The 24431-nt window shown below is 69.6% G+C and carries 24 protein-coding genes; 13 read left to right on the forward strand and 11 right to left on the reverse strand.

The annotated features are described in order from the left end of the window. Nucleotides 1–102: 102 nt before the first annotated feature. On the forward strand, nucleotides 103–552 hold the full coding sequence (locus AB0B94_RS12725; protein WP_357275168.1) for a VOC family protein: 450 nt from the start codon (nucleotides 103–105) through the stop codon (nucleotides 550–552). Between the two features lie 18 nt (nucleotides 553–570). Next, complete coding sequence (locus AB0B94_RS12730) at nucleotides 571–3357, forward strand: AAA family ATPase (protein WP_357275175.1); 2787 nt, start codon at nucleotides 571–573, stop codon at nucleotides 3355–3357. Nucleotides 3358–3424: 67 nt separating this feature from the next. Here AB0B94_RS12730 and AB0B94_RS12735 read toward each other — a convergent pair whose 3' ends face one another. Further along, complete coding sequence (locus AB0B94_RS12735) at nucleotides 3425–4060, reverse strand: SRPBCC family protein (protein WP_357275187.1); 636 nt, start codon at nucleotides 4058–4060, stop codon at nucleotides 3425–3427. Beyond that, nucleotides 4057–4650, reverse strand: coding sequence for an SRPBCC family protein (locus AB0B94_RS12740; protein ID WP_357275199.1), 594 nt, complete (start codon nucleotides 4648–4650; stop codon nucleotides 4057–4059). Before AB0B94_RS12740 ends, AB0B94_RS12735 begins: the two co-directional genes overlap by 4 nt. A 316-nt stretch (nucleotides 4651–4966) precedes the next feature. Between AB0B94_RS12740 and AB0B94_RS12745 the strand changes: the two genes are divergently transcribed. From AB0B94_RS12745 to AB0B94_RS12790, 10 genes are all read left to right on the forward strand, one after another. Continuing rightward, the gene (locus AB0B94_RS12745; protein WP_357275209.1) at nucleotides 4967–5728 is read left to right on the forward strand and encodes a DeoR/GlpR family DNA-binding transcription regulator; all 762 of its coding nucleotides are present in this window, start codon (nucleotides 4967–4969) and stop codon (nucleotides 5726–5728) included. A gap of 13 nt (nucleotides 5729–5741) precedes the next feature. Continuing rightward, entirely contained in the window at nucleotides 5742–6650 is a 909-nt protein-coding gene (gene pfkB, locus AB0B94_RS12750) for a 1-phosphofructokinase (RefSeq protein ID WP_357275218.1), read from the forward strand. A gap of 59 nt (nucleotides 6651–6709) precedes the next feature. Further along, complete coding sequence (locus AB0B94_RS12755; protein ID WP_357275227.1) at nucleotides 6710–7870, forward strand: PTS mannitol transporter subunit IICB; 1161 nt, start codon at nucleotides 6710–6712, stop codon at nucleotides 7868–7870. A gap of 4 nt (nucleotides 7871–7874) precedes the next feature. Beyond that, nucleotides 7875–8183 carry a PTS lactose transporter subunit IIB gene (locus tag AB0B94_RS12760; protein WP_357275237.1) on the forward strand — a complete coding sequence of 103 codons (309 nt, stop codon included), beginning with the start codon at nucleotides 7875–7877 and terminating at the stop codon, nucleotides 8181–8183. Beyond that, nucleotides 8176–8610 carry a PTS sugar transporter subunit IIA gene (locus AB0B94_RS12765; protein WP_357275244.1) on the forward strand — a complete coding sequence of 145 codons (435 nt, stop codon included), beginning with the start codon at nucleotides 8176–8178 and terminating at the stop codon, nucleotides 8608–8610. Before AB0B94_RS12760 ends, AB0B94_RS12765 begins: the two co-directional genes overlap by 8 nt. Continuing rightward, complete coding sequence (locus AB0B94_RS12770) at nucleotides 8607–9647, forward strand: zinc-dependent dehydrogenase (RefSeq protein ID WP_357275254.1); 1041 nt, start codon at nucleotides 8607–8609, stop codon at nucleotides 9645–9647. Before AB0B94_RS12765 ends, AB0B94_RS12770 begins: the two co-directional genes overlap by 4 nt. A gap of 9 nt (nucleotides 9648–9656) precedes the next feature. Then, nucleotides 9657–9932 carry an HPr family phosphocarrier protein gene (locus AB0B94_RS12775; protein WP_357275260.1) on the forward strand — a complete coding sequence of 92 codons (276 nt, stop codon included), beginning with the start codon at nucleotides 9657–9659 and terminating at the stop codon, nucleotides 9930–9932. Next, nucleotides 9925–11598 (forward strand): phosphoenolpyruvate--protein phosphotransferase, encoded by a 1674-nt coding sequence (gene ptsP, locus AB0B94_RS12780; protein ID WP_357275265.1) that lies wholly within the window; start codon nucleotides 9925–9927, stop codon nucleotides 11596–11598. Before AB0B94_RS12775 ends, ptsP begins: the two co-directional genes overlap by 8 nt. 243 nt (nucleotides 11599–11841) lie before the next feature. Further along, entirely contained in the window at nucleotides 11842–12825 is a 984-nt protein-coding gene (locus AB0B94_RS12785) for a mechanosensitive ion channel domain-containing protein (protein WP_357275285.1), read from the forward strand. 157 nt (nucleotides 12826–12982) lie between these two features. Further along, on the forward strand, nucleotides 12983–13639 hold the full coding sequence (locus AB0B94_RS12790) for a DUF1345 domain-containing protein (RefSeq protein WP_357275298.1): 657 nt from the start codon (nucleotides 12983–12985) through the stop codon (nucleotides 13637–13639). Nucleotides 13640–13700: 61 nt separating this feature from the next. Here the strand turns inward: AB0B94_RS12790 and AB0B94_RS12795 are convergent, their stop codons facing one another. The 6 genes from AB0B94_RS12795 to AB0B94_RS12820 all read right to left on the reverse strand — a co-directional run bounded on the left by AB0B94_RS12795 (nucleotide 13701) and on the right by AB0B94_RS12820 (nucleotide 18972). Further along, nucleotides 13701–14549, reverse strand: a complete 849-nt coding sequence (locus AB0B94_RS12795; RefSeq protein WP_357275301.1) for a hypothetical protein — start codon at nucleotides 14547–14549, stop codon at nucleotides 13701–13703. A 135-nt stretch (nucleotides 14550–14684) separates the two neighbouring features. Beyond that, complete coding sequence (locus AB0B94_RS12800) at nucleotides 14685–15092, reverse strand: DUF2267 domain-containing protein (RefSeq protein ID WP_357275308.1); 408 nt, start codon at nucleotides 15090–15092, stop codon at nucleotides 14685–14687. 73 nt (nucleotides 15093–15165) lie between these two features. Beyond that, entirely contained in the window at nucleotides 15166–15795 is a 630-nt protein-coding gene (locus tag AB0B94_RS12805) for a TMEM175 family protein (protein ID WP_357275317.1), read from the reverse strand. 195 nt (nucleotides 15796–15990) lie between these two features. Next, nucleotides 15991–17166, reverse strand: coding sequence for a zinc-dependent alcohol dehydrogenase (locus AB0B94_RS12810; protein WP_357275328.1), 1176 nt, complete (start codon nucleotides 17164–17166; stop codon nucleotides 15991–15993). Next, complete coding sequence (locus AB0B94_RS12815; RefSeq protein WP_357275338.1) at nucleotides 17163–18074, reverse strand: SRPBCC family protein; 912 nt, start codon at nucleotides 18072–18074, stop codon at nucleotides 17163–17165. The genes AB0B94_RS12810 and AB0B94_RS12815 overlap by 4 nt, the downstream gene beginning before the upstream one ends. Nucleotides 18075–18390: 316 nt before the next feature. Beyond that, entirely contained in the window at nucleotides 18391–18972 is a 582-nt protein-coding gene (locus AB0B94_RS12820; RefSeq protein ID WP_357275347.1) for a type 1 glutamine amidotransferase domain-containing protein, read from the reverse strand. Nucleotides 18973–19212: 240 nt separating this feature from the next. Between AB0B94_RS12820 and AB0B94_RS12825 the strand changes: the two genes are divergently transcribed. Beyond that, a complete protein-coding gene (locus AB0B94_RS12825; RefSeq protein WP_357275354.1) occupies nucleotides 19213–20055 on the forward strand; it encodes an aldo/keto reductase in 843 nt (280 codons plus the stop codon). Nucleotides 20056–20067: 12 nt separating this feature from the next. On the opposite strand, the gene AB0B94_RS12830 is transcribed toward AB0B94_RS12825, so the two are convergent. The 3 genes from AB0B94_RS12830 to AB0B94_RS12840 all read right to left on the reverse strand — a co-directional run bounded on the left by AB0B94_RS12830 (nucleotide 20068) and on the right by AB0B94_RS12840 (nucleotide 24228). Next, nucleotides 20068–21192 (reverse strand): hypothetical protein, encoded by a 1125-nt coding sequence (locus tag AB0B94_RS12830; RefSeq protein ID WP_357275361.1) that lies wholly within the window; start codon nucleotides 21190–21192, stop codon nucleotides 20068–20070. A 249-nt stretch (nucleotides 21193–21441) separates the two neighbouring features. Continuing rightward, on the reverse strand, nucleotides 21442–22701 hold the full coding sequence (locus AB0B94_RS12835) for an iron-containing alcohol dehydrogenase (RefSeq protein WP_357275369.1): 1260 nt from the start codon (nucleotides 22699–22701) through the stop codon (nucleotides 21442–21444). Nucleotides 22702–22767: 66 nt separating this feature from the next. Then, the gene (locus tag AB0B94_RS12840; protein WP_357275381.1) at nucleotides 22768–24228 is read right to left on the reverse strand and encodes an NAD-dependent succinate-semialdehyde dehydrogenase; all 1461 of its coding nucleotides are present in this window, start codon (nucleotides 24226–24228) and stop codon (nucleotides 22768–22770) included. Nucleotides 24229–24431 lie beyond the last annotated feature (203 nt).

Below are 24431 nucleotides of genomic sequence, written 5' to 3' on the forward strand. Positions count from 1 at the left end.
CGGTCTGGGACCTGGGTGGTACCAGCGGTACGCGGAACAGCTGTGCCTTCCCCAGTGGTGGCTCCGCCCTTGAGGATAGGGATCATGAGCAGAGTGACCAGGATGAATCACATCGGAGTGCCGGTCAGCGATTTGGCGCGCTCGGTGCGGTGGTACGAGGACGTCCTCGGCATCGCGCCGAACGGCGTGACGATCTCGGCGGCGAACCCGGCAATTGGTGCGGTTGTCGAGGTTGAGAACCCGTCGATGCGGGCCTCGTTCGCGCTGGCCGGAGACAACGTCCTCCTGGAACTCATCCAGTACGACAGCCCGCAGCCGAGGTCCTTCACCGGGCGCAACTGCGACGTCGGAGTGATGCACCTGTGTTTCGAGGTCGACGACCTCGACGCGGCGCACCGCGACCTGGTGGAGCGGGGCGTGCACGTCAACGCCGATCCGGTCGTGCTCCAGGACGGCGATGGCGTCGAAGCGGGGGCGCTGGCCGGTACGAAGATCCTTTATCTACGTGACCCCGACGGCATCCAGCTGGAACTGTTCGAGTTGCCCTCGTAGGAGCGTCGGCAGGAACCGGTGGCGGTCGAAGCGGTCGGTGTACCGCTGTGGATACCATCGGTCGCGCCGAACAGTCGGAGGGGAGCTGGCACCGTTACCCGCCATACGCTCGATATCAGGTCAGGGTCTTTCGTCGTCGCCCGAGCAACGGAGCTGGGCGAGATTGCTTCGGTGACGGCGCGTGCGGCACAAGGCCGTGGAGGGGCGATACTCGTTCTCGGTGAGGCGGGGATCGGCAAGTCGACGCTCATCGACCAGGCCGCCGCGAGGCTCGACGGATGGCAGGTGCTGCGCGCCGGTGGTATCGAGTTCGAGAGCGAACTGCCCTACTCGGCCCTGCACCAGTTGTGCGCGCCAGTGTTCGATCATCGCGCCGGGCTGCCCGCACCGCAGCGGCGCGCGCTCGACACGGTGTTCGGGCTCTACGCCGAGGTCACGCCGACCCCGATGCTGGTCGGCTTGGCGGTCCTGGGCCTGCTGAGTGCCGCAGGCCGTCGCCGGCCGGTGTTCTGCGTGATCGACGACGTGCAGTGGATCGACGCCGGCTCACGGCAGGTACTGGCCTTCGTCGCGGCACGCGTGGCGGCGGAGCGGGTCGCCATTGTCTTCGCTGCCCGCGACGTCGCCCCGGTGTCGGAACTCGGTCGCCTACCCGCCCTCACTCTCACCGGGCTCACCGACTCGGAGGCGCTCGCCCTGCTGCGGTTTCGGGCGCCGTTTGGGCACGAGGCGGCGATCGTGCAGCGGATCCTCGCCGAAGCTGCCGGTAATCCGCTCGCCCTGGTGGAGTTCGCCAACGATGCCGGACCGTTCGGACTACCCGGCGACGCCGGGCGCGGCACAGTGGAGCGCCGGTTCGCGAGCCGGTTCCTGCGGCTGCCGGCACCCACGCGCTCAGTGCTGGCGCTGGCCGCGGCGGAGCCGACCGGCGACCTCGTACTGCTGAGGCGCGCCATGACGATCCAGGGACTGGACGCCGCGGACCTGGCCGCGGCCGAGGACAGCGGCCTGTTGATCACCGGCCCCCGGGTGCACTTCCGACATCCGTTGGCGCGTTCCGCCGTGTACCGGTCGACCGGGGCCGGGGCGCGACGGCGGGCACACGCGGCGCTCGCCGCCGCTACGGACGTCGACGTCGAACCCGACCGGCGGGCCTGGCACCAGGCGAACGCGATCAACGGCCCGCACGAGGAGACCGCGGCAGAACTGGAGCGCTCGGCCGGACGGGCACAACGCCGCGGCGGACTCGCGGCCGTGGCCGCGTTCCTCGAACGCGCGGCCCGACTGACGCCAGGCCGGTCGCAGCAGGCACGCCGCCTGTTGGCCGCGGCCCGAGCACGGTTGGGTTCCGGCGCGCCTTGTGCCGCCCGTGAACTCGTGGACGAGGCCGAGCGTCTCCAGCCAGAGCCGGCCGACCGCTGCGCCGCGCGACTGCTGCGTGCGACGATCGACTATCACGTGACGCGCAGCATCCCGGCGACGATCGCCCTCATCGACGCGGCCGACGGCGTGGGGCCCGATGACGCTCGCGAGACCTACCTGGAAGCCTTCGCGTCGCTCATGTTCAGCGTCGACGAGCCTGGGAGGTTACGGCGGCTCGCCCTGCACATCCGGGAACGGGTACCCCCGCGTCAGCCGCCACGCCCGGCCGACCTGCTGTTGCAGGCGTTGGTCGAGCAGAACCTCCGCCCGGTGGACGAGGCGATGCCCCAGATGCGCCGTGCTGTCGACGCCTTTCGGGAGCACGCGCGCACGCCGGACGCGGATCCATGGTGGATGGAGCGCGCCTGCGTGTTGAGCGTCGACGTCGGTGACAGCGATGCCATGGATGAGATCGTCGACCGTCAGGTGGAACTCGCCCGGGAGCAGGGCGCCTACGCGATCCTTCCCCACGCGCTGCGTTTTCAGGCGGTCGCCCGGACGATTGTGGGCCGCTTCGCCGAAGCGCACGTCTGCATCACCGAGGCGCGTGCGGTCGACGAGGCCGCGGGGACCTCCAACCTTGTCGGGTCCGACCTGATGCTCGCCGCGTGGAGTGGCGATGCCGAGCGGTTCCGGGAGATCCGGGAGAAGCTGCGCGGCTGGGTCGGGGTGAACCCCACAGCGTTGCACTACGCGAACGGTGTGCTGTGCAACGGTAGCGGCGACCACGAGGCGGCGCTTGAGGCGATGCTGCTCGTGCGGGACCAGCACCGGCGCGGCGCGTACGTTGTCAGCGCCTTCCACCACGAGCTGGTCGAGGCCGCCGCGTACGTCGGACGTCCCGAAGAGGCCAAGGAATCGGCCGTCTGGATCGGGGATGTCGCACGGGCCAACCCGAACGCGTGGACGACTGGCGCGCATCTGCTGGCCTGTGCGCTGCTCGACGCGGGGCTCGGCGCGCAGGACCACTACCGAGCGGCGATCGGCCAGTTCGCTGGCAGCGGGATGCGAGTCCACTACGCGCGTGCCCGACTGCTCTACGGGCAGTGGCTGCGACGGGTCGGTCGTCGCGCCGACGCGCGGGAGGAGCTGCGTGCCGCGCACGACCTGCTCTCCACAATCGGCGCCCGCGGGTTCGCCGGCCGCGCCGCCCGCGAACTGGAAGCCATCGGCGAACCGACCCTGACCGACGACGCCGATCCGCTCGCTGGGCTGACCGCGCGGGAACTACTCGTCGCCCGCAAGGTCGCCTCCGGCGCGGGCACCAAGGAGGTTGCCGCGCTGCTCTTCGTCAGTCCGCGAACGATCGACGCCCACCTGCGCAACCTCTACCGCAAGCTGGGCATCACCTCACGCCGGCAGCTGCGCGAACTGCTCCGCTGACGGAGCCGGGCCGATCGTGCGACGAAGGGCCCCGCCGGCACGAGACCGGCGGGACCCTTGAGTCGCGTCAGCGCCGGGTCCGCTCACACTTCCGCTCGGCGCGCGTCTTCAGCTCCGTCAGCCACGTCTCCAGGCCCGTGCCGAGAGCCGCAGTGGAGAATTCGACGGCCTGCTCCACCTGCTCACCGCGCCACGTCTCCTCGGTACGCACCAGAACCCGGCCGTCGACCTCGGTGAACGTCCACACGTGAATGCCCTCGTCGATGGTCAGTCCCGCACCGACCGCCGGCCCGCTCCACCGAACGCACTTGTGGTGTTGGAGCTGCCGGACCGTCGACGTGACGACGAGGGTCGTGGCGGGATTCAGCGCGGTCTCGCGTACCGGTGTCGTCCATCGGAACGATGATCCGGGCCGCAGTGGGCCACGATCGAGCCGCTTGCTGGAGAGGACCGGCTCCTGCCACGACGGCCACCGTTCCACGTCGGTCTGGATCTCCCAGACCGTGCGCAGCGGGGCATCGATCACTGTCGCGGTCTTGTAGCGGATCTTCGCCGCGGTGTCGACACTTTCTCCCGCGCACCTCAGGGTTGCGCCGTCGGCGCTTCCATCATGGCGGGGACCGGCCTCAGCCGGCGCACCTGCGACGCCCACGAGGCCGGCCGCGATCACTGCCGCCACGACGGCAACCACATTCTTCTTCATGAGGCGGTCGACTCCTCGACGGTGCGCTTGAGTCGATCCAGCCACAAGGTGAGGGTCGTGTCGAGACCCTCCTGGAACGGCGCGGGGTCGGCCTCGACGGGCGGACCGGCGAAGGACTCCTCGGTGGACACCCGCACGCCGCCGCCGACCGGAGTGAGTGCCCAGACGTGGACGCCGAGGACGCCGTCCGGTCCGTCACCGTATCCCCGCCACACGAGGCGTTCCTGCGGCCGTACCTGAACGATCGTCGACTCGATCTCCATGCCCGCGGCGGACCAGCGGAACACGGAGCCCGCCGCGAGCGGCCCGGGTGTCTCGACGCGAGCGTAAGGGATTTCCGGCAGCCAGGTCGTCCACGCGTCGATGTCGGTGAGGATCCGCCACACGGTGTCCGCGGACGCGGTCACCGTGACGCTGTGGCGGCTGACGACCGGGGCCGACACGTCAATGCCGGCCTCGTCGGCGTCCGTAACGATCTTCATCAGAAAAACCCCTCTGCGGTCACTGACGTTCGAAGCGCCGGGCGTGAGCGAGCCGCTGAATGCACACCCGGCAGAAGCGATCGTGCCAAGACTGCCGCCGGTGCACATCGGCAAGAATCACCTAGCTCGACTACCGGACCGTCGACCTCTGCCGCTTGAACGATGCCGCCCCACGGATGGTCGTCAGCATCCCGGCTACACACGTTCGTGCCCCGGCATGTGATCTCCGCAGGGTGACCGGCCGGCCATCGCCTCGGACAACGTGCTGCTCGTGGTCAGCCCCGGTCGAGCGCGCCCGCACGACAGGCTGTCGTCAGGCGTCGGTCGCTCGGCGGTGTGGCTTCCTGTGGCTCATCTCTTGACTTCTCCTGCAACCGGGCGTAAACAAAGCACAAGCAAAACGAAACGGCGGTGAAACAACACCATGTACGCCGAAGAACGACAGCAGGAGATCCTCCGCATCGCCCGGGACGTGGGCCGCGTCGAGGTGGCCGGCTTGGCCGATGGGCTCAACGTGACGTCGGAGACCATCCGCCGCGATCTCACCATCCTGGAGCGGGCCGGGGTGTTGCGGCGGGTCCATGGTGGAGCGATTCCGGTTGAGCGGCTCGGCTTCGAGCCCGCGCTGGCGGCGCGGGACGCGGTGCTCATCGAGGAGAAGGAGCGCATCGCCAAGCTCGCCTTGAGTGAGGTGCCCGAGGAGGGCGCGATCATTCTCGACGCCGGCACCACCACCGCCCGGCTGGCCCGGTTGCTGCCGGTCGACCGGGAGCTGACCGTCGTGGTCAACTCGCCGGTCATCGCCACGACCCTCGGCACCTGTGCCAACCTCAACGTCCTGCTGCTGGGTGGACGCGTCCGTGGCAAGACCCTGGCGACCGTCGACGACTGGGCGCTGTCGCCGTTGGCGGACCTCTACGTCGACGTCGCGTTCGTCGGGACCAACGGCATCTCGGTCGAACGTGGACTGACCACCCCGGACCCGTCCGAGGCGGCGGTGAAGCGGGCGATGGTCCGTGCGGCCCGCCGCACTGTGGTGCTCGCCGATCACACCAAGCTCGGCAACGACTATCTGGCCCGGTTCGCAGAGCTTGTCGACGTCGACCTGCTCATCACCGACAGCCGTGCCGACCTCGACCTGGTCGGTGACCTGGAGTCCGCAGGCGTTCGGGTGGCACGCGCATGAGAGCGGTCCGGGCATGATCGTCACTGTCACTCTCAATCCCAGCCTGGACCGGGCCGTGGAGGTCGACTCGCTCACCCGGGGCGAGGTCATCCGCGCTGCCACCGCGCACCTCGACCCGGGCGGCAAGGGCGTCAACGTATCCCGTGCCCTGCTGGCCAACGGGGTGCCGTCGGTGGCGGTGGTGCCGTCCGGCGGTGACGAGGGCAACCAGCTCATCCGCCTCCTTGAGGCGGAGGGTGTGGAGGTCCTGGCCGTGTCGATCTCCGGACGGACCCGTTCCAACATCACCCTGGCCGAGCCCGACGGCACCGTCACCAAGATCAACGAGCCTGGTCCGACAATGGGCCGCGCCGAGTTCGACGAGGTGGCCGACAGCGTGCTTGCCCGCGCCAGCGGTGCCGACTGGGTCGTGCTGTGCGGCAGCGTCCCGCCCGGCCTGCCCGCCGACGCCTACGCCCAGTTGTGCCGGAAGCTGCGCGCTGCCGACGTCAGGGTCGCCGTCGATACCAGCGGTCCCGCCCTGCGCGAGGCCGCCCTGGCCGGGGCGACAGTGCTCAAGCCCAACCGCGACGAACTGGCCGACGTGGTCGGCACCCCGCTGAAGGACCTCGCCGACGTGGTCGATGCCGCTCAGTGCCTGCGGGCCTGGGGGGCCGACACCGTCGTGGCCAGCCTCGGCGCTGACGGCGCCGTCCTGGTCGACGCCGAAGGAGTGCGCACCGGCACCTGTCCGGTGGCCCGACCCCGTAGCACCGTCGGTGCCGGCGATGCGCTGCTCGCCGGGTTCCTCGCCGCGGGCGCGCAGGGTGCCGCGGCCCTCGCCGAGGGCCTGGCCTGGGGCGCCGCCGCGGTGAGCCTGCCCGGCAGCCGGATGCCCGGCCCGGCGGACCTGTTCCGCCACGACGTCACCATCCACCCCTAGCCGGACGAGCTTTCCCCCGCGGCCGTCTGGACCGCCCCTCGATGAAGGAGATACCCCCCGTGACCTCCTCTTCCTACACACCAGAGGTGAAGGGCCAGGGCCTCAGAGCCACTGTGCAACGCCTCGGCGGCTACCTGGCCGCGATGGTCATGCCCAACATCGGCGCGTTCATCGCCTGGGGCCTGATCACCGCACTGTTCATCCCGACCGGCTGGATCCCCAACGCGACACTGGCCGAACTGGTCGGCCCGATGATCAGCATCCTGCTACCGGTGCTCATCGGCTACACCGGCGGCCGGCTGGTCCACGGCCAACGCGGCGCCGTCGTGGGCGCGGTAGCGACAATGGGCCTCGTCGTCGGCGCGGACGTGCCGATGATCCTCGGCGCGATGATCATCGGGCCGCTCACGGCCTATGTCCTCAAGCTCTTCGACGGCCTGGTCGAAAACAAGGTCCGTCCCGGTTTCGAGATGCTGGTCGACAACTTCAGCGCCGGCATCATCGGCGCCGCGATGGCCATCGGAGGCGTCTACGGCATCGGCCCGGTGGTCGAGTGGCTCACCAAACAGGCCGGCGCGGGCGTCGACTGGCTCGTCGGCAAGGACCTGCTGCCGCTGACCTCGGTGCTCGTCGAACCCGCCAAGGTGCTCTTCCTCAACAACGCCATCAACCACGGCGTGTTCGGCCCGCTGGGCATCGCCGAGGCGGCCGACAAGGGCAAGTCGATCCTGTTCATGATCGAGTCGAACCCCGGTCCCGGCCTCGGTCTGCTGCTCGCCTTCATGGTCTTCGGCCCCCGCGCGCTGCGCCCCAGCGCCCCTGCCGCGATCATCGTGCAGTTCCTCGGCGGCATTCACGAGATCTACTTCCCGTACGTGCTGATGAAGCCGAAGCTGATCCTCGCCATGATCGCCGGGGGCGCGGCCGGCGTCGGCACCTTCGTGATCACCGGTGCGGGCCTGGTCGCCACCCCCTCGCCGGGCAGCATCTTCGCCTACCTCGCGGTCACCCCCAAGGGCGGGCACTTCGGGGTCATTCTCGGCGTCGTGGTCGCCGCCGCGGTCACCTTCGCGGTCGCCTCGGCCCTGCTCGGCTTCGGGCGCGGCGAGCCCGCCGCGGACGCTGTCGGCCCTGACGAGGAGACGGCTGTCCGCCCAGAGCAAGAAGGGGCTGTCGAGCCCGACGAGACCCTCGACAAGTCGGCGAAGCAGGAGGTCTGAACAGATGCCCACGATCAACGGCACCGAGATCAGGAAAGTCGTCGTCGCCTGCGACGCCGGCATGGGCAGCAGCGTGATGCTGGCCAGCCAACTACGGCGGCAACTGTCAAAGAACGCCGTGACCGTCGAGCACACGCCGGTCAACTCGATCCCGGCGGACGCGGACGTGGTCATCTGCCACCAGGGTCTCGCCGCGCGGGCCAGGGTCAGCGCACCCGACACGGTGATCGTGCCGATCCAGGTGTTCATCGGCGACCCTGCCGTCACCACCGTCGTGAACGCGGTGCAGCGCGGTGGTGAGCTGAGTGGCTGAGCTGCTGGCCCGTGACGCGATCCGGCTCGACGAGCGGGCCGGATCGCGGGACGAGGCGATCCGCCGCTGCGGCGCGGTACTCGTCGAGGTCGACGCGGTCGCCCCGGCGTACGTGGACGCGATGCTCGCCCGCGAGCAGAGCGTCTCCACGTACATCGGGGAGGGCGTCGCCATCCCGCACGGCACGCTGCACAGCAAGGAGTCGATCCGGCGCGACGCCCTCGCGGTACTGCGCTTCCCGGACGGCGTCGACTGGGGCGGGTCCGACGTGCGGGTCTGCGTGGCCATCGCCGCGGCCGGCGACGGGCACGTGGACATTCTGGCCCAGCTCGCCTCGGTGCTGATGGACCCGGCGCAGGCGCAGCGGCTACGAGAGTCGACGAGCGTCGACGACGTGATCACCATCCTCGAAGGGAAGCCATCGTGAAGGTTGTCCGGTTCCACGCACCCGGTGACGTCCGCATCGAGGACGCGCCCGAGCCCACCCCGGGCCGCGCCGACGTGAAGATCCGCGTCCGGGCCTGCTCCACCTGCGGCACCGACGTGAAGATCTCCCGCTTCGGGCACCACCACATCGCCCCGCCGCGCGTCATGGGCCACGAGATCGCCGGCGAGATCGTCGAGGTCGGCGGCGACGTCACGGGCTGGCAGCCGGGGGACCGGGTCCAGGTCATCGCCGCCATCCCGTGCGGTGCCTGCGCCGAGTGCCGGCGCGGCCGGATGACCGTGTGTCCCAACCAGGTGTCGATGGGATACCACTTCGACGGCGGGTTCGCCGAGTACCTGGTCGTGCCGCACAACGTCCTCGCCGTTGACGGGCTCAACCGGATCCCCGAGGGACTCAGCTTCGCCGAGGCGTCAGTCGCCGAACCCCTCGCCTGCGTCCTCAACGGCCAGAACCTCGCCGGTGTGGGGGAGGGCGACGACGTGGTCGTCGTGGGCTCCGGGCCGATCGGCTGCCTGCATGTCCGCCTGGCCCGGGCGCGCGGCGCGGCCCGGGTGTTCCTCGTCGACCTCAACCGCGAACGCCTCGATCTGGCCGCCAACCTGGTACAGCCGGATGCGGCGATCTGCGGCGCCGAGACCGACGTCGTCGACGCGGTACTCAAGCTCACCGAGGGGCGCGGCGCCGACGTCGTCATCACCGCCACGGCCGCTGGCGCCGCCCAGGAGCAGGCGGTGCAGATGTCCGCGCGGCAGGGCCGGATCAGCTTCTTCGGCGGCCTGCCGAAGGACAAGCCGGTCATCTCCCTGGACTCCAACCTCGTGCACTACCGCGAACTGACCATCGTCGGTGCCAACGGCTCCAGCCCTCAGCACAACAAGGAAGCGCTGCGACTCATCGCCGACGGCTCCGTCCCGGTCGCCGATCTCATCACCCACCGCCTGCCGCTCGACCGCGCCCTCGACGCCTTCGGCATCGTGGCGCGCGGCGAAGCGATCAAGGTGACGATCGAACCGTAGGAGGATCCGTTGCCCACCAGAACAGTCCTCGTCGGCTCCGCCAGCGGGCTGCACGCCCGTCCGGCGGCGCTGTTCGTCGCCGAAGCGGCGAAGCAGCCGATGCTGGTCACCATCCGCACCGGCGACAAGAAACCCGTGCCGGCCCGCAGCATGCTCGCCGTGCTGTCGCTCGGCGCCAAGAAGGGCACCGAGGTCATCCTGGAGGCCGACGGCGACGGCGCGCAGGACGCCGTCGACACCCTGGCTGACCTCCTGGAACGTGATCTGGACGCCGCCGATGCGTGAACTTCGGGGGATCGGGGCCAGCCCCGGCGGCGCGGCGGGGCCGGTCTACCGGCTGGCCCCGCCTCCGGCCCTGCCGCCGTTGGCGCAGACCGTTGATCCCGAGGCCGAGAAGGCGACCGTGCGGGCGGCCGTCCTCGCCGTCGCCGCCGACCTGACCCGTCGCGCCGACACCGCCCTGGACCCGACCGCCGCCGAGGTCCTGCGCGCTCAGGTGATGATGGCGCAGGACGAGACGCTCATCGACGCGGCCGACATCGCCATCGACGGCGGTGTGGACGCGCCGCACGCGATCACCGACGTGCTCGCCGTACATCGGGCTGCCTTCGAGGCGGCGGGCGGGTACCTCGCCGAGCGGGTCAGCGACCTGGACGACCTGCGGGACCGCCTGGTCGCCGCGTGCCTGGGGCTGCCGATGCCGGGCGTGCCGAACCCTGGTCACCCGTACCTGCTCATCGCCCGCGACCTGGCGCCCGCCGACACCGCCGGCCTCGAACCGGCCCTGGTGCTGGGTCTGGTCACGGCCGAGGGCGGCCCGACCAGCCACACCGCGATCCTGGCGCGGACACTCGGAATCCCGGCCGTGGTCCGCTGCACGGGCATCCTGGACGTGCCCGACGGCGCGCTGGCCACTCTCGACGGCGCGAGCGGCGTCGTGGTGGCCGGCGTCTCGGCCGAGACGGTGACCACTGTCAACGCGGACCGACTCGCGGAGATCGAACGCCGCGCCCGCTCCCGAGGCCCGGGGCGGACCGCAGACGGCCATCCCATCGCGCTACTGGCCAACATCGGATCCGCCCGCGACCTCACCGGCGAGGTTGAAGGCGTCGGCCTGTTCCGCACCGAGCTGCTCTACCTCGACCGCAGCGACCCGCCGTCGCACGAAGAGCAGGTCGCTGCGTACCGCGAGGTCTTCGCCGCGCTGCCCGGCCGCAAGATCGTCGTGCGCACCCTCGACGCCGGCGCCGACAAGCCGCTGCCGTTCCTGCGTCTGGCCGATGAACCCAACCCCGCGCTGGGCATCCGCGGTCTGCGGGTCGCGCGGCAGACACCCGCCGTGCTCACCACGCAGCTGGCCGCGATCGCGACGGCGGCTGCGGCGGCGGACGCCGACGTTTGGGTGATGGCGCCGATGGTCGCCACGGCGGCGGAGGCGGCCGCGTTCGCTGAGTCCTGCCGCGAGCACGGCCTGCCAACCGCCGGTGTGATGATCGAGGTGCCGGCCGCGGCCCTGCGCGCCAGCCAGGTGCTGCGCCAGGTGGACTTCCTCAGCGTCGGCACCAACGACCTCAGCCAGTACACGTTCGCCGCCGACCGCATGTGTGGCGACCTCGCTGACCTGCTCGACCCGTGGCAGCCCGCGCTGATCGCGCTCCTGGCCTCCTGCGCGGCAGCCGGCGTCGAGGCGGGCAAGCCAGTTGGCGTGTGCGGAGAGTCCGCAGCGGATCCCGATTTCGCACTGGTATTGGCAGGCCTGGGCATCACCAGCCTGTCCATGGCACCCCGCAGCATCCCGGCGGTGCGCGAGTCCCTGGCCGCGCACACCCTCGACGAGTGCCGCCAGATCGCCGAGGCGGCCCTGGCCGCCCCCAGCCCGGAGGCAGCCCGGGCGGCGGCGGCCGGCGCTTCGCGTCAGCTCCGGAGCGGCGACGGCGTGTCCGTGCGGTGAGCCGGAGGGCCCGCTTCACAAGAGCTGACCGGCGCGGCGGTGGCTGTGGTGACCTTTGCCGGGTCGGGGCTGCGCGGCGCGGGATCGCTACGGTGCAGTCCCCGGTTGTTCGCCGATGTTGGCCGCGTACCACTGGACGGGGTGGCACGCTGAGTCGGTGGACTGGGCAGGGAGCCGCGGGAAGCTGACATCGGGCATTACGGTGAACAACCTCTGATGCGTACCGCGTTGATCGTAGTAGCCGTGCTGGTTGCGGCGGTGGTTGTGGACCTGGTCTTCGGCGTGCTGATCCGCCGCATAGCCCACGGCCGTTACCGATGGCTGCTGGAGCCGCTGCGGCTGGCCTGCCGCCGCCCGGCGGCGGCGTGCCTCCTGGCCGGAGTGCTGTACTACGCGCTGCCGGCGGGGCCGGCCGGGTGGCAACGTACTCTGCGGCACACCGCCGCGATAGCCCTGGTCGCATCCGGGGCGTGGCTGGTAATCAGGGCACTGCACGTCGCCGAGTCGATAGTGTTCAACCGGCTACCGGGCGACGGGGTCGTCAGCCGGCGGATCCGGCGAGCCCGCACCCAGATCCGTCCCGTGCGGCGACTCACCGTCGCCGTGGTCACGATTGTCGCGATCGGCCTGATCCTGATCACCTTCCGGCCGGTACGCCTTTTCGGCGTCTCCGTGCTGACGTCGGCGGGAGTGGTTGGCGCATTGATCGGCCTGTCCGCCCGAACCGCGCTCGGCAACGCGTTCGCCGGTGTCCAGGTCGCCTTCGCCGACGGTCTGCACGTCGGCGACGTGCTGGTGGTGGACGGCGAGTGGGGCCGGGTCGAGGAGGTGAAGCTGACCAACGTGGTGATTCGGCTGTGGGACGAGCGGATGCTCATCCTGCCCACCACGTACTTCACCGAACGGCCGTTTCAGAACTGGACCCGCAACGAGTCCCGGGTGGTCGGCAAGGTCCAGATCCATGTCGACCACACCGCCGACCTCGACGACCTGCGCTGGGAGGCGCGTCGGCTGGTCGAGTCCTCACCGCTGTGGGATCGCCACCAGTGGGTGCTCCAGATGGTCGACTCCACCCCGCAGACGGTGGTCATCCAGGTACAGGCCTCGGCCGCCGACGGTGCCAGCGCCTGGGACCTACGCTGCGACCTGCGCGAGGGACTCGTCAGCTACCTGCGCGACCATCATCCCCAGTGGCTGCCCCGCACCCGCGGTCAGTACCAACCCTGACCACGCTGGCCCGCGCTCACATCAGCTGGTCAGCTTCGTGCGGGTGATGGCCAGTTCGCCTTCCGCGAGCCTCTACGATTCCGGATATCGACAACCTGATCCGGTAATCGCTTCGGGTATTCCCTAGATGATCCGTTCGAGCTGAAACGCTGAACGCATGGAGCAGCAATCGGGACCAGCGGCGCGGGGACGACTGCTGTCGGTCAGGCGTGCCCTGGGGTCGTTAGCCGTCGGTGTCGTCGCAGGGACCGCCACCGCACTGGCCGGGGCGCCGGAACTGACGCCGCTGGTGATCTGGACGATCGCGGCGGGCACGATCCTCGTCTGGGTGTGGCGGGCCTGCTGGTCGGCGAGCCCAGGGCGTACCGAGCAGCTTGCCGAGGCGGAGCGGCAGTCCCGGTCCACCGATGTGGCGATCCTGATCGCGTCCGGCATCAGCCTTGTCGCCGTGGCCGAGGCGCTCATCCGCGCCTCGAACCAGCAGGACACCGAGGCTGTCACGCTGGTGATCCTCAGCGTCGTCGCGGTGGTCCTGGCGTGGGCACTCGTGAATACGGTCTTCGCATTGAAGTACGCGCGGCTCTACTACCGCTACGACGGCGGCATCGACTTCAAGCAGGAAGATCCACCGGCGTACGCCGACTTCGCGTACGTCGCCTTCACGGTCGGCATGTCCTACGCCCCGGGCGAGAACGAACCGACAAGCAACCCCGTGCGCCGGGTCGCGCTCGGGCATGCGCTGCTCTCCTACACCTTCGGAACTGGCATCCTGGCCGTCGCCGTCAACCTGGTCACCAATCTGGGCCAATCGTGACCCCCGCCCAGCACGCGGTTGCGTGACCTGGCGAACCGCCATGCCACCACGACGGACGTCATCAGCTCTGCGGCTGCTGCCCCTGCGGTCCTGCCAGCCACGTCGTGACCTGCCTCAGTGGCTGGCTGCTGTTGACGATTCTCTTCATCCGTTGCCATGCGGCGTGGGCCGGAGAAAGGCCCAGCACGCCGCCGAGGCCGTTTCCGCTGCCGCCAGCAGCCGTTCCGGTGCTCTGAGCCAGTTGCTGAGTGGTCTGTCCGAGCTGCTGGGTGGCCTGTCCGAGTTGTTGACCGACCTGCTGGGTCGCCTGCTGCAGCGTCTGCGACAGCGGCCCATTGGGCCCCAGCGCCTCCTGCGCCGTCTGCCCGACCTGGTCCACGGCCGTGTTCACCGTCTTCACCACCGACTCGACGATCTGGGGGTTGCGCTCGATTGTGCGGAGGGCGCTGTCGAGAATGCCCCGCAGCTCATCGAGCCGAACCTCGAGCATGGCCTCGGCCTCGACGCCCTTGACGTCGATCTTCACCGTGCCGAGATGGGCCTGAACTCCCACGTCCAACTGGAGTAGGCTGCCCAGCCGCGCTCGCAGAGAAACAGAGGCGTCCAGATCGTCGACCTCGACGTAGATCTGTTCGACCTTGACCTGCGGGATTTGAAGGACGACGTGCGGGTCCGACATGGTTTTGCTGCTGCGCCCGCCGGCCGGCTGAGGAAGGCCGGGCCCACTACTCGTCGGGACGACAGGGCGTTCGCCGGGCTTGGCACCTTTCGGTCCGTCGGCGGCGTCGAGGTTCTGGCCCCGACCGGCGGATTCCGCGCCTTCCTGGGCGTCGCACTGCCGATCAGCCTCCTCACGCGGATGGGTGCGCGACTCCCGTGCGCCCGTGTACCGGCTCTCCGTTTCGGCCATCCCGCACTCCTCGGGCCTCGCCTAGCATGCGGACCGGATCGAGCGCACCATCGATATGGGGCTCCGATCCTCGGCCCATCCCCTCGGACCCGGTCGCGGTCTACCCGTGCCCCGACGCACAAAACGGAGTGTGGCCTAGGTACCGATCCGGCGGGGCTGGAGCTGTCCCGACCCTGGCCCGGTCAACTGCCAGAACTCCTGCGGCAACTGGTCGACAAAGTCCCCGTACTCCTTCGCGCTGGCAGCCTCACGGAGGGTGTCCAACACGGCTCGCGCTCCGTCGGTGGCCACCTGGCGATCCACCCCTGCCCGGGACTGCACCCGTTCCAAGAATTCGGTGAGGCCGAACCGTTCCGGATCTTCGGTGGGCCTGGACACCAGGCCGCGTAGCTCCTCGGGGAGTTGCGAGGCGAGGTCCCTTGCCTGGCCGCCGGTGACCCGTCTTGCCACGGTCTCAAGCGTGGCGCGGGTGATCGGTTCCGCCTGCCCCGGCGGAACCTTGGGTCGTGCTGCCACAGACTGAATGAACTCGCTGTAGTTCACCTCGGATCCCCTCTCGAACCGGATTGCGGCGGGTACCCGCCGCCGTCGGGGTGAAACGGCGGTTCGTCCGCCCTCAGGGTGGTGGCGGAGGACGGTGGGTGATATCTCGGGTCACGCGCAACTGGTACAGGCCGGCGCTGGTGATGGCGTAGAAGACGGGCAGAAGGAGGAAGATGGCCAGGCCGATCAACGGCGCGACCAGGTAGCCGACCAAACCCGCGAGGATGTACAGGACGACCCCGGTGAGGGCACGGACCCGCTCGACGCGAAAGAAGGCGTCCTTGACCTGTTCCTTCAGCAGGTCGGGGTTCCGGGCCAGATAGTGGAAGAACGCCAGCCACGCCGCGCACAGCATCGCGCCGATCAACGCGTAGAAGGCAACGGCCACCCGCTGGTCCGTGTTGTTGTGTTCCTGCAGCGCGTCCGACACGACGATGGTCGGAAACGGCAGCAGCGCCGTGCTGAACAGCACCAAGAGGTTCACCCAGTGAAGGCCGCGATCGGCCTGCTTGATGCGGTTGAACGCCGCCTTGTGGTTGAGCCAGACGACGGCCACATACGAGTAGGACGCGAGATAGGCGATGTACGAGGGCCACTGCTCCAGAAGGCCGGACAGGAGGTGGCCAGGGGGCACGTCCGGTACCCGGAGGTCCAGGACCAGCAACGTGATGATGATGGCGAAGATGGCGTCGCTGAACGCCACCGCCCGGCTGGTGTCTGACCGGGTGCCTAGGTCTGCGTCTGGCCCGCTCATCGACTGCGCCTACCCAGGGTCGTCTGTGGCAAACGAACGGACATCCGGATCGGGAATGTCGGGCGTCCTGGGGACCGGGCGCATCCGGACCGGACGACGCATCCGGCCACCGGGCGCGTCCCGGTGGCCGGATGCGGATCGTGGTCAGGGTTTGAGGACGACCTTCTCGCAGTTGTCCTGCTTGTTCTTGAAGATCTCGTAGCCGCGCTCGGCCTGGTCGAGCGGCAGGGTGTGGGTGATGACCCGGGTCGGGTCGATCTCCCCGCGTTCGATGCGCTGCAGCAGCGGCTTCATGTAACGCTGCACGTGGCATTGACCGGTACGCAGGGTCAGCGCCCGGTTCATCCAGGCGCCCGCGGGGAACTTGTCCAGCAGACCGCCGTACACGCCGATCACCGACACGATGCCACCGCTGCGGCACGACAGGATCGCCTGCCGCAGCGCGTGCGGGCGCTCGGTCTCCGAGCGGACCGCCTGCTTGACCCGGTCGTAGGCGTGCAGGGGCGCGCTGCCGTGGGTGGCCTCCATGCCGACCGCGTCGATGCACTTGTCCGGTCCTCGCCCACCGGTCAGTTCCAGCAGCCGGGACCGCACGTCCACGTCCTCGAAGTTGACCGTTGTGTGGCCCGCCCGTTCGGCCATCTGCAGCCGGTACGGCTCCTTGTCGATGGCGATGACCTTCGCGGCACCGAGGGCTCGGGCGCTGTCCATCGCGAACTGGCCGACCGGGCCGGCGCCCCACACCGCCACCACGTCGGTGGACTGGATGTCGCACATCTCGGCACCCATGTAGCCGGTGGGCAGGATGTCGGAGAGGAACAGCACCTGCTCATCGGTCAGGTCGGACTCGATCTTCAGCGGACCGACATCGGCGAACGGCACCCGCGCGTACTGCGCTTGACCGCCCGCGAAGCCGCCGGTCAGATGCGAATAGCCGAAGATTCCGGCGACCGGGTGGCCGAACATCTTCTCCGCGATCCCGGCGTTGGGGTTGGAGTTCTCGCAGCAGGAGTACAGCTCGGCGGCGCAGGCCCCGCACGCGCCACAGGCGATCGGGAACGGCACGACGACCCGGTCCCCGACGCGCAGCCGGCCTGGGTCGACGCCCCGGCCAACCTCGATCACTTCGCCCATGAACTCGTGGCCCATGACATCGCCGTCCTGCATCGTGGGTATGTACCCGTCGACCAGGTGCAGGTCCGAGCCGCAGATGGCGGTGGAGGTGATCCGTACGATGGCGTCCCGGTCGTTGAGGATCTTCGGGTCTGGCACGTCACGGACCTTGACCTTGTTGCGGCCGGCCCAGGTGTTCGCCCTCATGCCTTCGCTCCCTTGGCCAGCTCGGAATCCGACAGCGGTTGCGCCGGACGCTGCGGGAACTCCTTGCGGGCCCGCTTGCCCCACGGGGCGCCGTCGGATCGGACCACCTGACCGGTCTCCAGCACCTGCTTGAGCCGGCGCAGGTCGTCGTCGAGCTGCTGGTGCGGTTCCTCGCCGAAATACCGGGCGACCGCCTTGCCGACCGCGCCGCCCGGGACGTCGTACGACATGACGACGTGCACCTCGGTGCTCACACCGTCCGGAGCGGGCACGAACCGGACCGTACCGGCGTTCGGCACGTCCGCGTTTCCGGTCGACCGCCACGAGATCTTCTCGCCGGGTGTCTCGTCGACGATTTCCGCATCCCACTCGACGTTCTTGCCGAACGGAGCGCTGGCGGACCAGTGGCTCGTACGGTCACCGGTGGCGCGGATCTCCTCAAGGTGTGCCATAAACGTGGGGAGGTTGTTCAGGTCGCGCCAGTACGCGTAGACCTTGGGCGGGGGTTTGCGGATGGTCGTCGTGGCGGTCAGCTCCATGGGTCCTCCTTCGCGGACACCTCGTAGCGCCCCGGCCCTCTTCGCCCGGGTCGCCTGAACGGCGGTCAGCAGGTCCACCACCGTGATCCCGACGATGGCGCTGGTGACACCGACCAGGCGACGCCGGCGATGCCCGCTCCGGCGGGCGATGGCCACCCCGAGCGAGGCCAGGTCCATCGCGTCGCCCGCGACCCGGGTCCACGCCCAGATGCTTTTTCGTCGGCTGGTCAGGAGGCCGGCCGCGTGTACCAACTCGCGCGCCCCGACCAGCGGCACCACCCTCCGCGACGTCGGGGAGTCGTCCACTCCGCTGATCCGGCGCACTGTGTCCGGTGCCGCCAGCTGTGCCACGCCCAGACCGAGGCTCACCCAGCCGAGCGATCGGCCCCGCCGCTGAATCTCGTCCTGCCTTGCCTTTACTGCCTCTCGGGTTGCTAGTTGAGTCACGGGTAGCCTCCGTATCCGGTCGCACCGTCCGCGCATTCCGGTTCACCACGGTCCGGGCGCGACCCGTAGGCGTCCGGATACCCCTCGAAAACCACCTCAACCCGCCCACCGGCCGCAGTGTGGGGGCGATTCCTGTCCCACTGCTCGGCACAACGTCACGGACGATCACCGGGCGGCGGGACAACGCCTACGCGGGCTCAGGACCGGCCTGATGCTCCCGCCCTGAGCCCGCGGTTGGTCAGGCCGTCGCCATCTGGCGGACGTTTTCGCCCTGGGCGAACACCTCGACCATCTTGGCGCAGAAAGCCGGAAGGTCGTTGGGGTTGCGGCTGGTGACCAGGCCGTTGTCGACCTGTACCTGTTGGTCCACCCAGTTCCCGCCCGCGTTGCGGATGTCGGTGCGCAGGCTCGGGAACGAGGTGACGGTCCGGCCGTTCACCATGCCGGTCTCGACCAACGACCAGGGGCCGTGGCAGATCGCCGCCACCGGCTTCTGTTGCTGGAAGAACGCGCGGACGAAGTCCATCGCCTGTGGGTTCATCCGGAGCCGGTCGGGGTTGACCGTTCCGCCCGGCAACAGGAGGGCGTCGTAGTCGGCCGCATTGGCCTCGGTCACGGTCCGGTCCACCCGATAGTGGTTGGCCGGATTGATGTCCTGGTTCATGGACTGGATCTCGCCGGAATTCAACGAGATCAGGTGGACCTCGGCGCCCGCCTGCTCCGCGGCGGCCCGGGACTGGGTGTACTCGACGTCCTCCACCCCGTCGGCGGCGAGGCAAGCGATTCTTTTGCCGGTCAGTGGCTGTTGGCTCTGCGCCATTGTGGGCGGCCTTCCCTTCGCGGCGCCGCCCCGTCGGCGGCGCATCGTTCGCTTGCGGTCGCCTTCCCGGTGTCGGGACCGGGAAACAGGTCGCCGAACGCCACTCGAGGGCGGACAAGCCCGCCGGTGCGCCCGCCGCTCAGAAGAGCCCGCGCGGAGAAAGGTCGCGCCGCGAGTGCTTCCTGTCACAGCGGGTAACGCACTCAACCCACTGGTATCCAGGTTCCCGGAAAGGTCGCCATGACTGCCCCTACCGCTTCGATCGAACTGCCGTCCGGCCAGACCATGCCCGTGCTCGGCCAGGGCACGTGGTACCTGGGTGAGCACCCCGGAAGGCGGCGGGACGAGATCGCCGCCCTACGCACCGGGCTCGACCTGGGCATGTCCATGATCGACACTGCGGAGATGTACGGTGACGGCGCCTCCGAGGAACTCGTCGGCGAGGCGATCGTCGGACGACGCGACGACGTCTTTCTGGTCGACAAGGTGCTGCCGTCCAACGCCAGCCGACAGGGAACCGTGCAGGCGTGTCGCCGCAGCCTGCAGCGACTCGGCGTCGACCACATCGACCTCTACCTCCTGCACTGGCGCGGCTCGCATCCACTCGCCGAGACGATCGAGGCGTTCGCCGAGCTCGTCGACGCCGGCGACATCGGGCAGTGGGGCGTGAGCAACTTCGATCTTTCCGACATGACCGAGCTGATGGAGGCGGGCGGGAACGACTGCGCGACCAACCAGATCCTGTACAACCTCACCCGCCGGGGTCCCGAGTACGACCTGCTGCCGTGGCTACGTGAACACCGGATCCCGGTGATGGCGTACTCGCCGATCGAGCAGGGCCGACTGCTCGGCCACCCTCAGGTCGCGGAGGTCGCCGCCCGGCACGGGGTCACGCCCGCTCAGGTGGCGCTGGCCTGGCTGCTACGGCAGGAGATGGTCGCGGCGATCCCCCGATCGTCGAGGTCGGAACACGTCCGGGAGAACGCGGAAGCGCGAGACCTGCGGCTGACCGACGAGGACGTGGCGGAACTCGACACCGCGTTCCCACCGCCGACCGGCCCGCAGCCGCTGGAGATGTTGTAGGTCCAGCGGCCGCTACCTACCGTTGTGGCTGCCGTCCTTCTCGTCCCGCCAGCCGCCTGGTTCGGGATGGTAGCCGTAAGCGGCAGCTCGGACCGTCTCCTCGTTCTCCAGCCCGGAGCCGATCGCACCGCCGACCGTGGCAAGCGAGCTGGTGATCCATGCCAGCGTCAGATAGTCGGTGACATTGACCGGCCGCCCCAGGACCTGTTCCAGCACGGATGTGTCGATCAGCAACGATCCGACGAGCACCGTTCCCACGAACAGCACCACGTAGGACACCGCAGTGGCCAAAGTGAGGGTGAGGATCGTACCCAGGTTGAACAGCCGTGCCAGCTCAGCCGGTGTCTCGCGGCTTGGTTTCTCCCACAGGTCGTGCGCGACGATCAGCCAGACCACCAATGCGGTCAGCCCGAGCAGCATGATCACGGCGAGTCGGAGTCCGCCGAGCGCATCGCCCATCTGCCAGATGGTGTCCGTCGTGAGCGCAAACGCGGCCGTGCCGAACGCGCCGACCAGCAGCTTGGACAGGCCCAGCAGGGCGCGTCCCGGGCGGTTGGCTCGCACCATTCCGGCCAACAGCCGCACCCGGCCAATCAGCCCCGAGGCGACGTAGCGCCGCTCACCGGCGTCGGCCTCGCCGACCACTCGGTGGGTGGCGGGAACGCGGCGTGTCATCTCGGCCGGTGCCCAGCCGGCCGGCGGCACCCGCTGGTCGGGAGCGTCGGTCAGCAGCCGCCTCACCAGATCCGGAACGGCCGTGCGGGCCGCGCGCAGTTGTGCCAGTCCCAGCGCGGGCAGGGAAATCATCGCAACTTGGCGCCGGACGGAGATCTGCGCGACCAGCGGCACCCGCTCGGCATGCAGCGGCAGGTCGGTCAGGCAGATTGCGAGATCCCACTGGTCGACGGTGCGCCGTCTAGCAAGATCGTCGAGCAGGGCCTCGGCGCCGCCGTCGCGGCGCGGTGCCACGTCTCCCCAGCCTTCCCGGACGGTCCACCGCACGTCCGCGCTCACCCGCTCGGTCAGCCGGTCGGCCAACTCGGTGACGAGTTGCGCGGCCACGCGGGCCGGGTGGTCCGGCGGGGTCGCCACCAGTCCGACGACGATCTCCGGATGGTGCTGTTCGCGCTGCGCCATTGGTGCTCCTCACCGGTAGCCGGGCTCGGCCGCTGACCGCGAACGGAGCGCGGCGTCACGCGCCATCGCGACAGCTCCACGGCCACCGAGGTAGTGGGAGAGTCGCCCGCCGAGAGGAGCGCCCGACGACCGGCCCGCGCAGTGCCACCGTGACGCTCTCATCGAACTGAGCGCTCGCCCCGCAGCCTAAGAGACCACCCGCCGGCGTGTAGCGGATTCATGGGAAGGCGCTCCGGTAGCTCAGCCGGTTCATCGAGACGGAGAGCGACCGCCACCATCTCCGCTCGGAGTCAGGACGTGTCGGGTCCGGTCCCCGGCCCAGGCCGCTTCGAGGATCGCGGTCAGGCTGGCGGTGTCGGTCGGGCCTGGATGGTTCTGGATCAGGCGGGTGACTCCACCGGCCATCTCCGCGAAGCGCGGGAGGTCGGCGCGTGCCACGCCGATGTCCGCCAAGGTGGGAGGGATACCGATGTCGGCAAGGAGCCCGTCGAGCCAGGTGAGGAACGTATCCGCGGCCTCGGCATCCGATGCGTCCGTCACGTCGAGCCCGCACACCCCGGCGAGGATGGCCAACCGGTCGCTGATGGCGTCCTTGGCCGCCGCCAGGGCATGGGGCAGTAGCAGCCCGACGCCCAGGCCGTGCGGCGTGTGCGTGGCCGCGCCGATGGGGTATTGGAGAGCGTGCGGGGCAGCGTTGCCCGCGTGGGAGAAGGCGAGCCCGGCCAGCATCGACCCATAGGACATGTCCGCGCGCGCGTCCGTGTCGCCTCCGTCTCGGACAGCACGACGCAAGCTACGGGCGATCCGCTCCGCGGCCAGGAGCGCGTAGTGGTCGGTGATCGGGTTGCGGCCGAGGAAGACCTGCTCCACCGGGTCGCGCGGCCCGTGGGCCCGGGGTCGCGCGGTGTAGCTCTCCACCGCGTGACACAACGCGTCGATGCCGGAGTGGGCGGTGACGCTCGCAGGACAGGTGTAGGTGAGTTCGGGGTCGACGATGGCGAAGTCGGGCACGATGTGGACGCTGGAGACCCCCACCTTCAGCTCGCGGTCCGGGTCGGTCAACACCGAGACGGGTGTGAGCTCCGAGCCGGTGCCTGATGTCGTCGGGACCGCGACGAGAGGAATCGTCGGCCCCGGCACCTTCGACTCGCCGTAGAAGTCGCGCGGCGTCCCACCGTGGCGGCGGATGACGCCGACGATCTTGGCGAGGTCGATCACCGTGCCACCCCCGATGGCGAGGATCACGTCGGCATCCACCTCGGCGGCCACCGAGACGGCCAGGGCGACATCGGAGAGTGGCACGTCTGGAGTCGCGTCGGAGAAGACCTCGACGGCCTCGACCCTCTCCCGCACGGCGGCCACGATCTCGGCCACGCCGGGCTGCCCCAGCAGAACCTTGTCGGTCACGATGAGGACTCGCGAGCCGCTCTCGGCCACCACTCGTGGAATGTTCTGCGCGACCCCTTCGCCCACTATCAGCTGGCGTGGTCCGCGGACGGTCTCAAGCATGTCAGTGCCTCTCCGGAACGTCGGCGGCGATGTGCTGGTCGGCGGGCGCCCGGGGCAGCAGGCCGGTCATGGTAGGTCGATCGCCACGTAGGTGAGGTCGAGGTACTCGAGGATGCCCTCGTGCGACCCCTCCTTGCCGATCCCGGACTGCTTCACGCCACCGAACGGAGCCGACGGATCCGAGATCAGGCCACGGTTGATGCCGAGCATTCCCGTATCCAGCCCCTCGCTGAACCGGAGTGCCCGCTGGAGGTCGCGGGTGAAGACGTATCCGGCCAGGCCGTGCTCGGTGTCGTTGGCCTTCGCCATCACCTCGTCGTCGGACGTGAACGAGATGATCGGCGCCACCGGGCCGAAGATCTCCGCCTTCAGCATCTGCGCGTCTTCGGGTACGTCGACGAGGACGGTGGGCGGGTAGAAGTGGCCCGGCCCGTCCGGACGTTCGCCGCCCACCAGGACCCGGGCCCCGCGATCGACAGCGTCGGCGACGAGCCCATCGATTGTGGTCACCGAGGCCTCGTCGATCAACGCCCCGACGTCCACGCCGTCGTCGAGACCATGGCCCACCGACAGTGCGCCCATCCGCTCGGCGAAGCGCGTGGTGAACTCCTCGCGCACCGGCTCCTCGACGTAGATCCGGTTGGCCGCGATGCAGGACTCCCCGATGTTGCGCATCTTGGCCACCATCACGCCGTCGAGCGCGACGTCGAGGTCGGCGTCGGCACACACGATCAGGGCCGCGTTGCCGCCCAGTTCCATCGAGGTACGCAGCACGTTGTCCGCGGCCTGTCGGAGCAGCACGCGCCCGACCTCTGTCGACCCGGTGAACGAGAGCTTGCGGGTCCGACCGTCGGCCAGCAGTGCCGAGACCACCGCGCCGGAGCGTTTTGTGGTCACCACGTTGACGACGCCGGGGGGAACGCCGACCTCCTCCATGATGCGGGCCAGCAGCAGCATGGTGAGTGGCGTCTGACCTGCTGGCTTGGTGATCGTCGTGCAGCCCGCCGCCAGCGCGGGAGCGATCTTGCGGGCACCCATCGCCAACGGGAAGTTCCAGGGCGTCACGAAGACGCACGGTCCGACCGGCTTCGGCACGGTGAGGATGCGATACCCGCCAGCGGGAGCGACGCTGTAGCGCCCCTCGACGCGCACCGCCTCCTCGGCGAACCAACGGAAGAACTCGGCGCCGTATGCCACCTCACCCCGAGCCTCGGCGAGCGGCTTGCCCATCTCGAGCGTTATCAGCCGGGCGACCTCCTCGGATCGCTCGGTCAGTGCCCGGGACGTCGCTGTCAACAACTCTGACCGTTTCCGCGGCGGGGTAGCCGCCCACTGCGCCATTGCCGTGCTCGCCGCGTCCAGGGCGGCGAGCCCGTCAACGACATCGGCGTCGGCCACCTCGGCGATGGTCTTGCCGGTGGCCGGGTCCTCGACGGCAAAGGTGGCTCCGCTTGCGGCGTCGCGCCAGGCGTCGCCGATCCGGAGCCGCCGATGCTCGGGAGCCAGCACGTTCATCGGGTCACTCATCGCGTCGCCTCCTGTGATCTTCTTCGTGATGTCCGGCGTGCGTCAGCGATCGCTGCGTGCGTAGACGGACGGGTCACCCGCCCTCGTCGGGGCGAGGTTGCCGAGCGGGTCGAATGCGGCCTCGCCCCGCGCCGCCGATCGCCTGCGCGGACCATGGCCGTCGCAGCGCCGTCAGGCCGTTCGCGCTGACGGCGGGCCGCTGA

The organism is Micromonospora sp. NPDC048986 (assembly GCF_040649335.1).
Classification (GTDB): domain Bacteria; phylum Actinomycetota; class Actinomycetes; order Mycobacteriales; family Micromonosporaceae; genus Micromonospora; species Micromonospora alfalfae.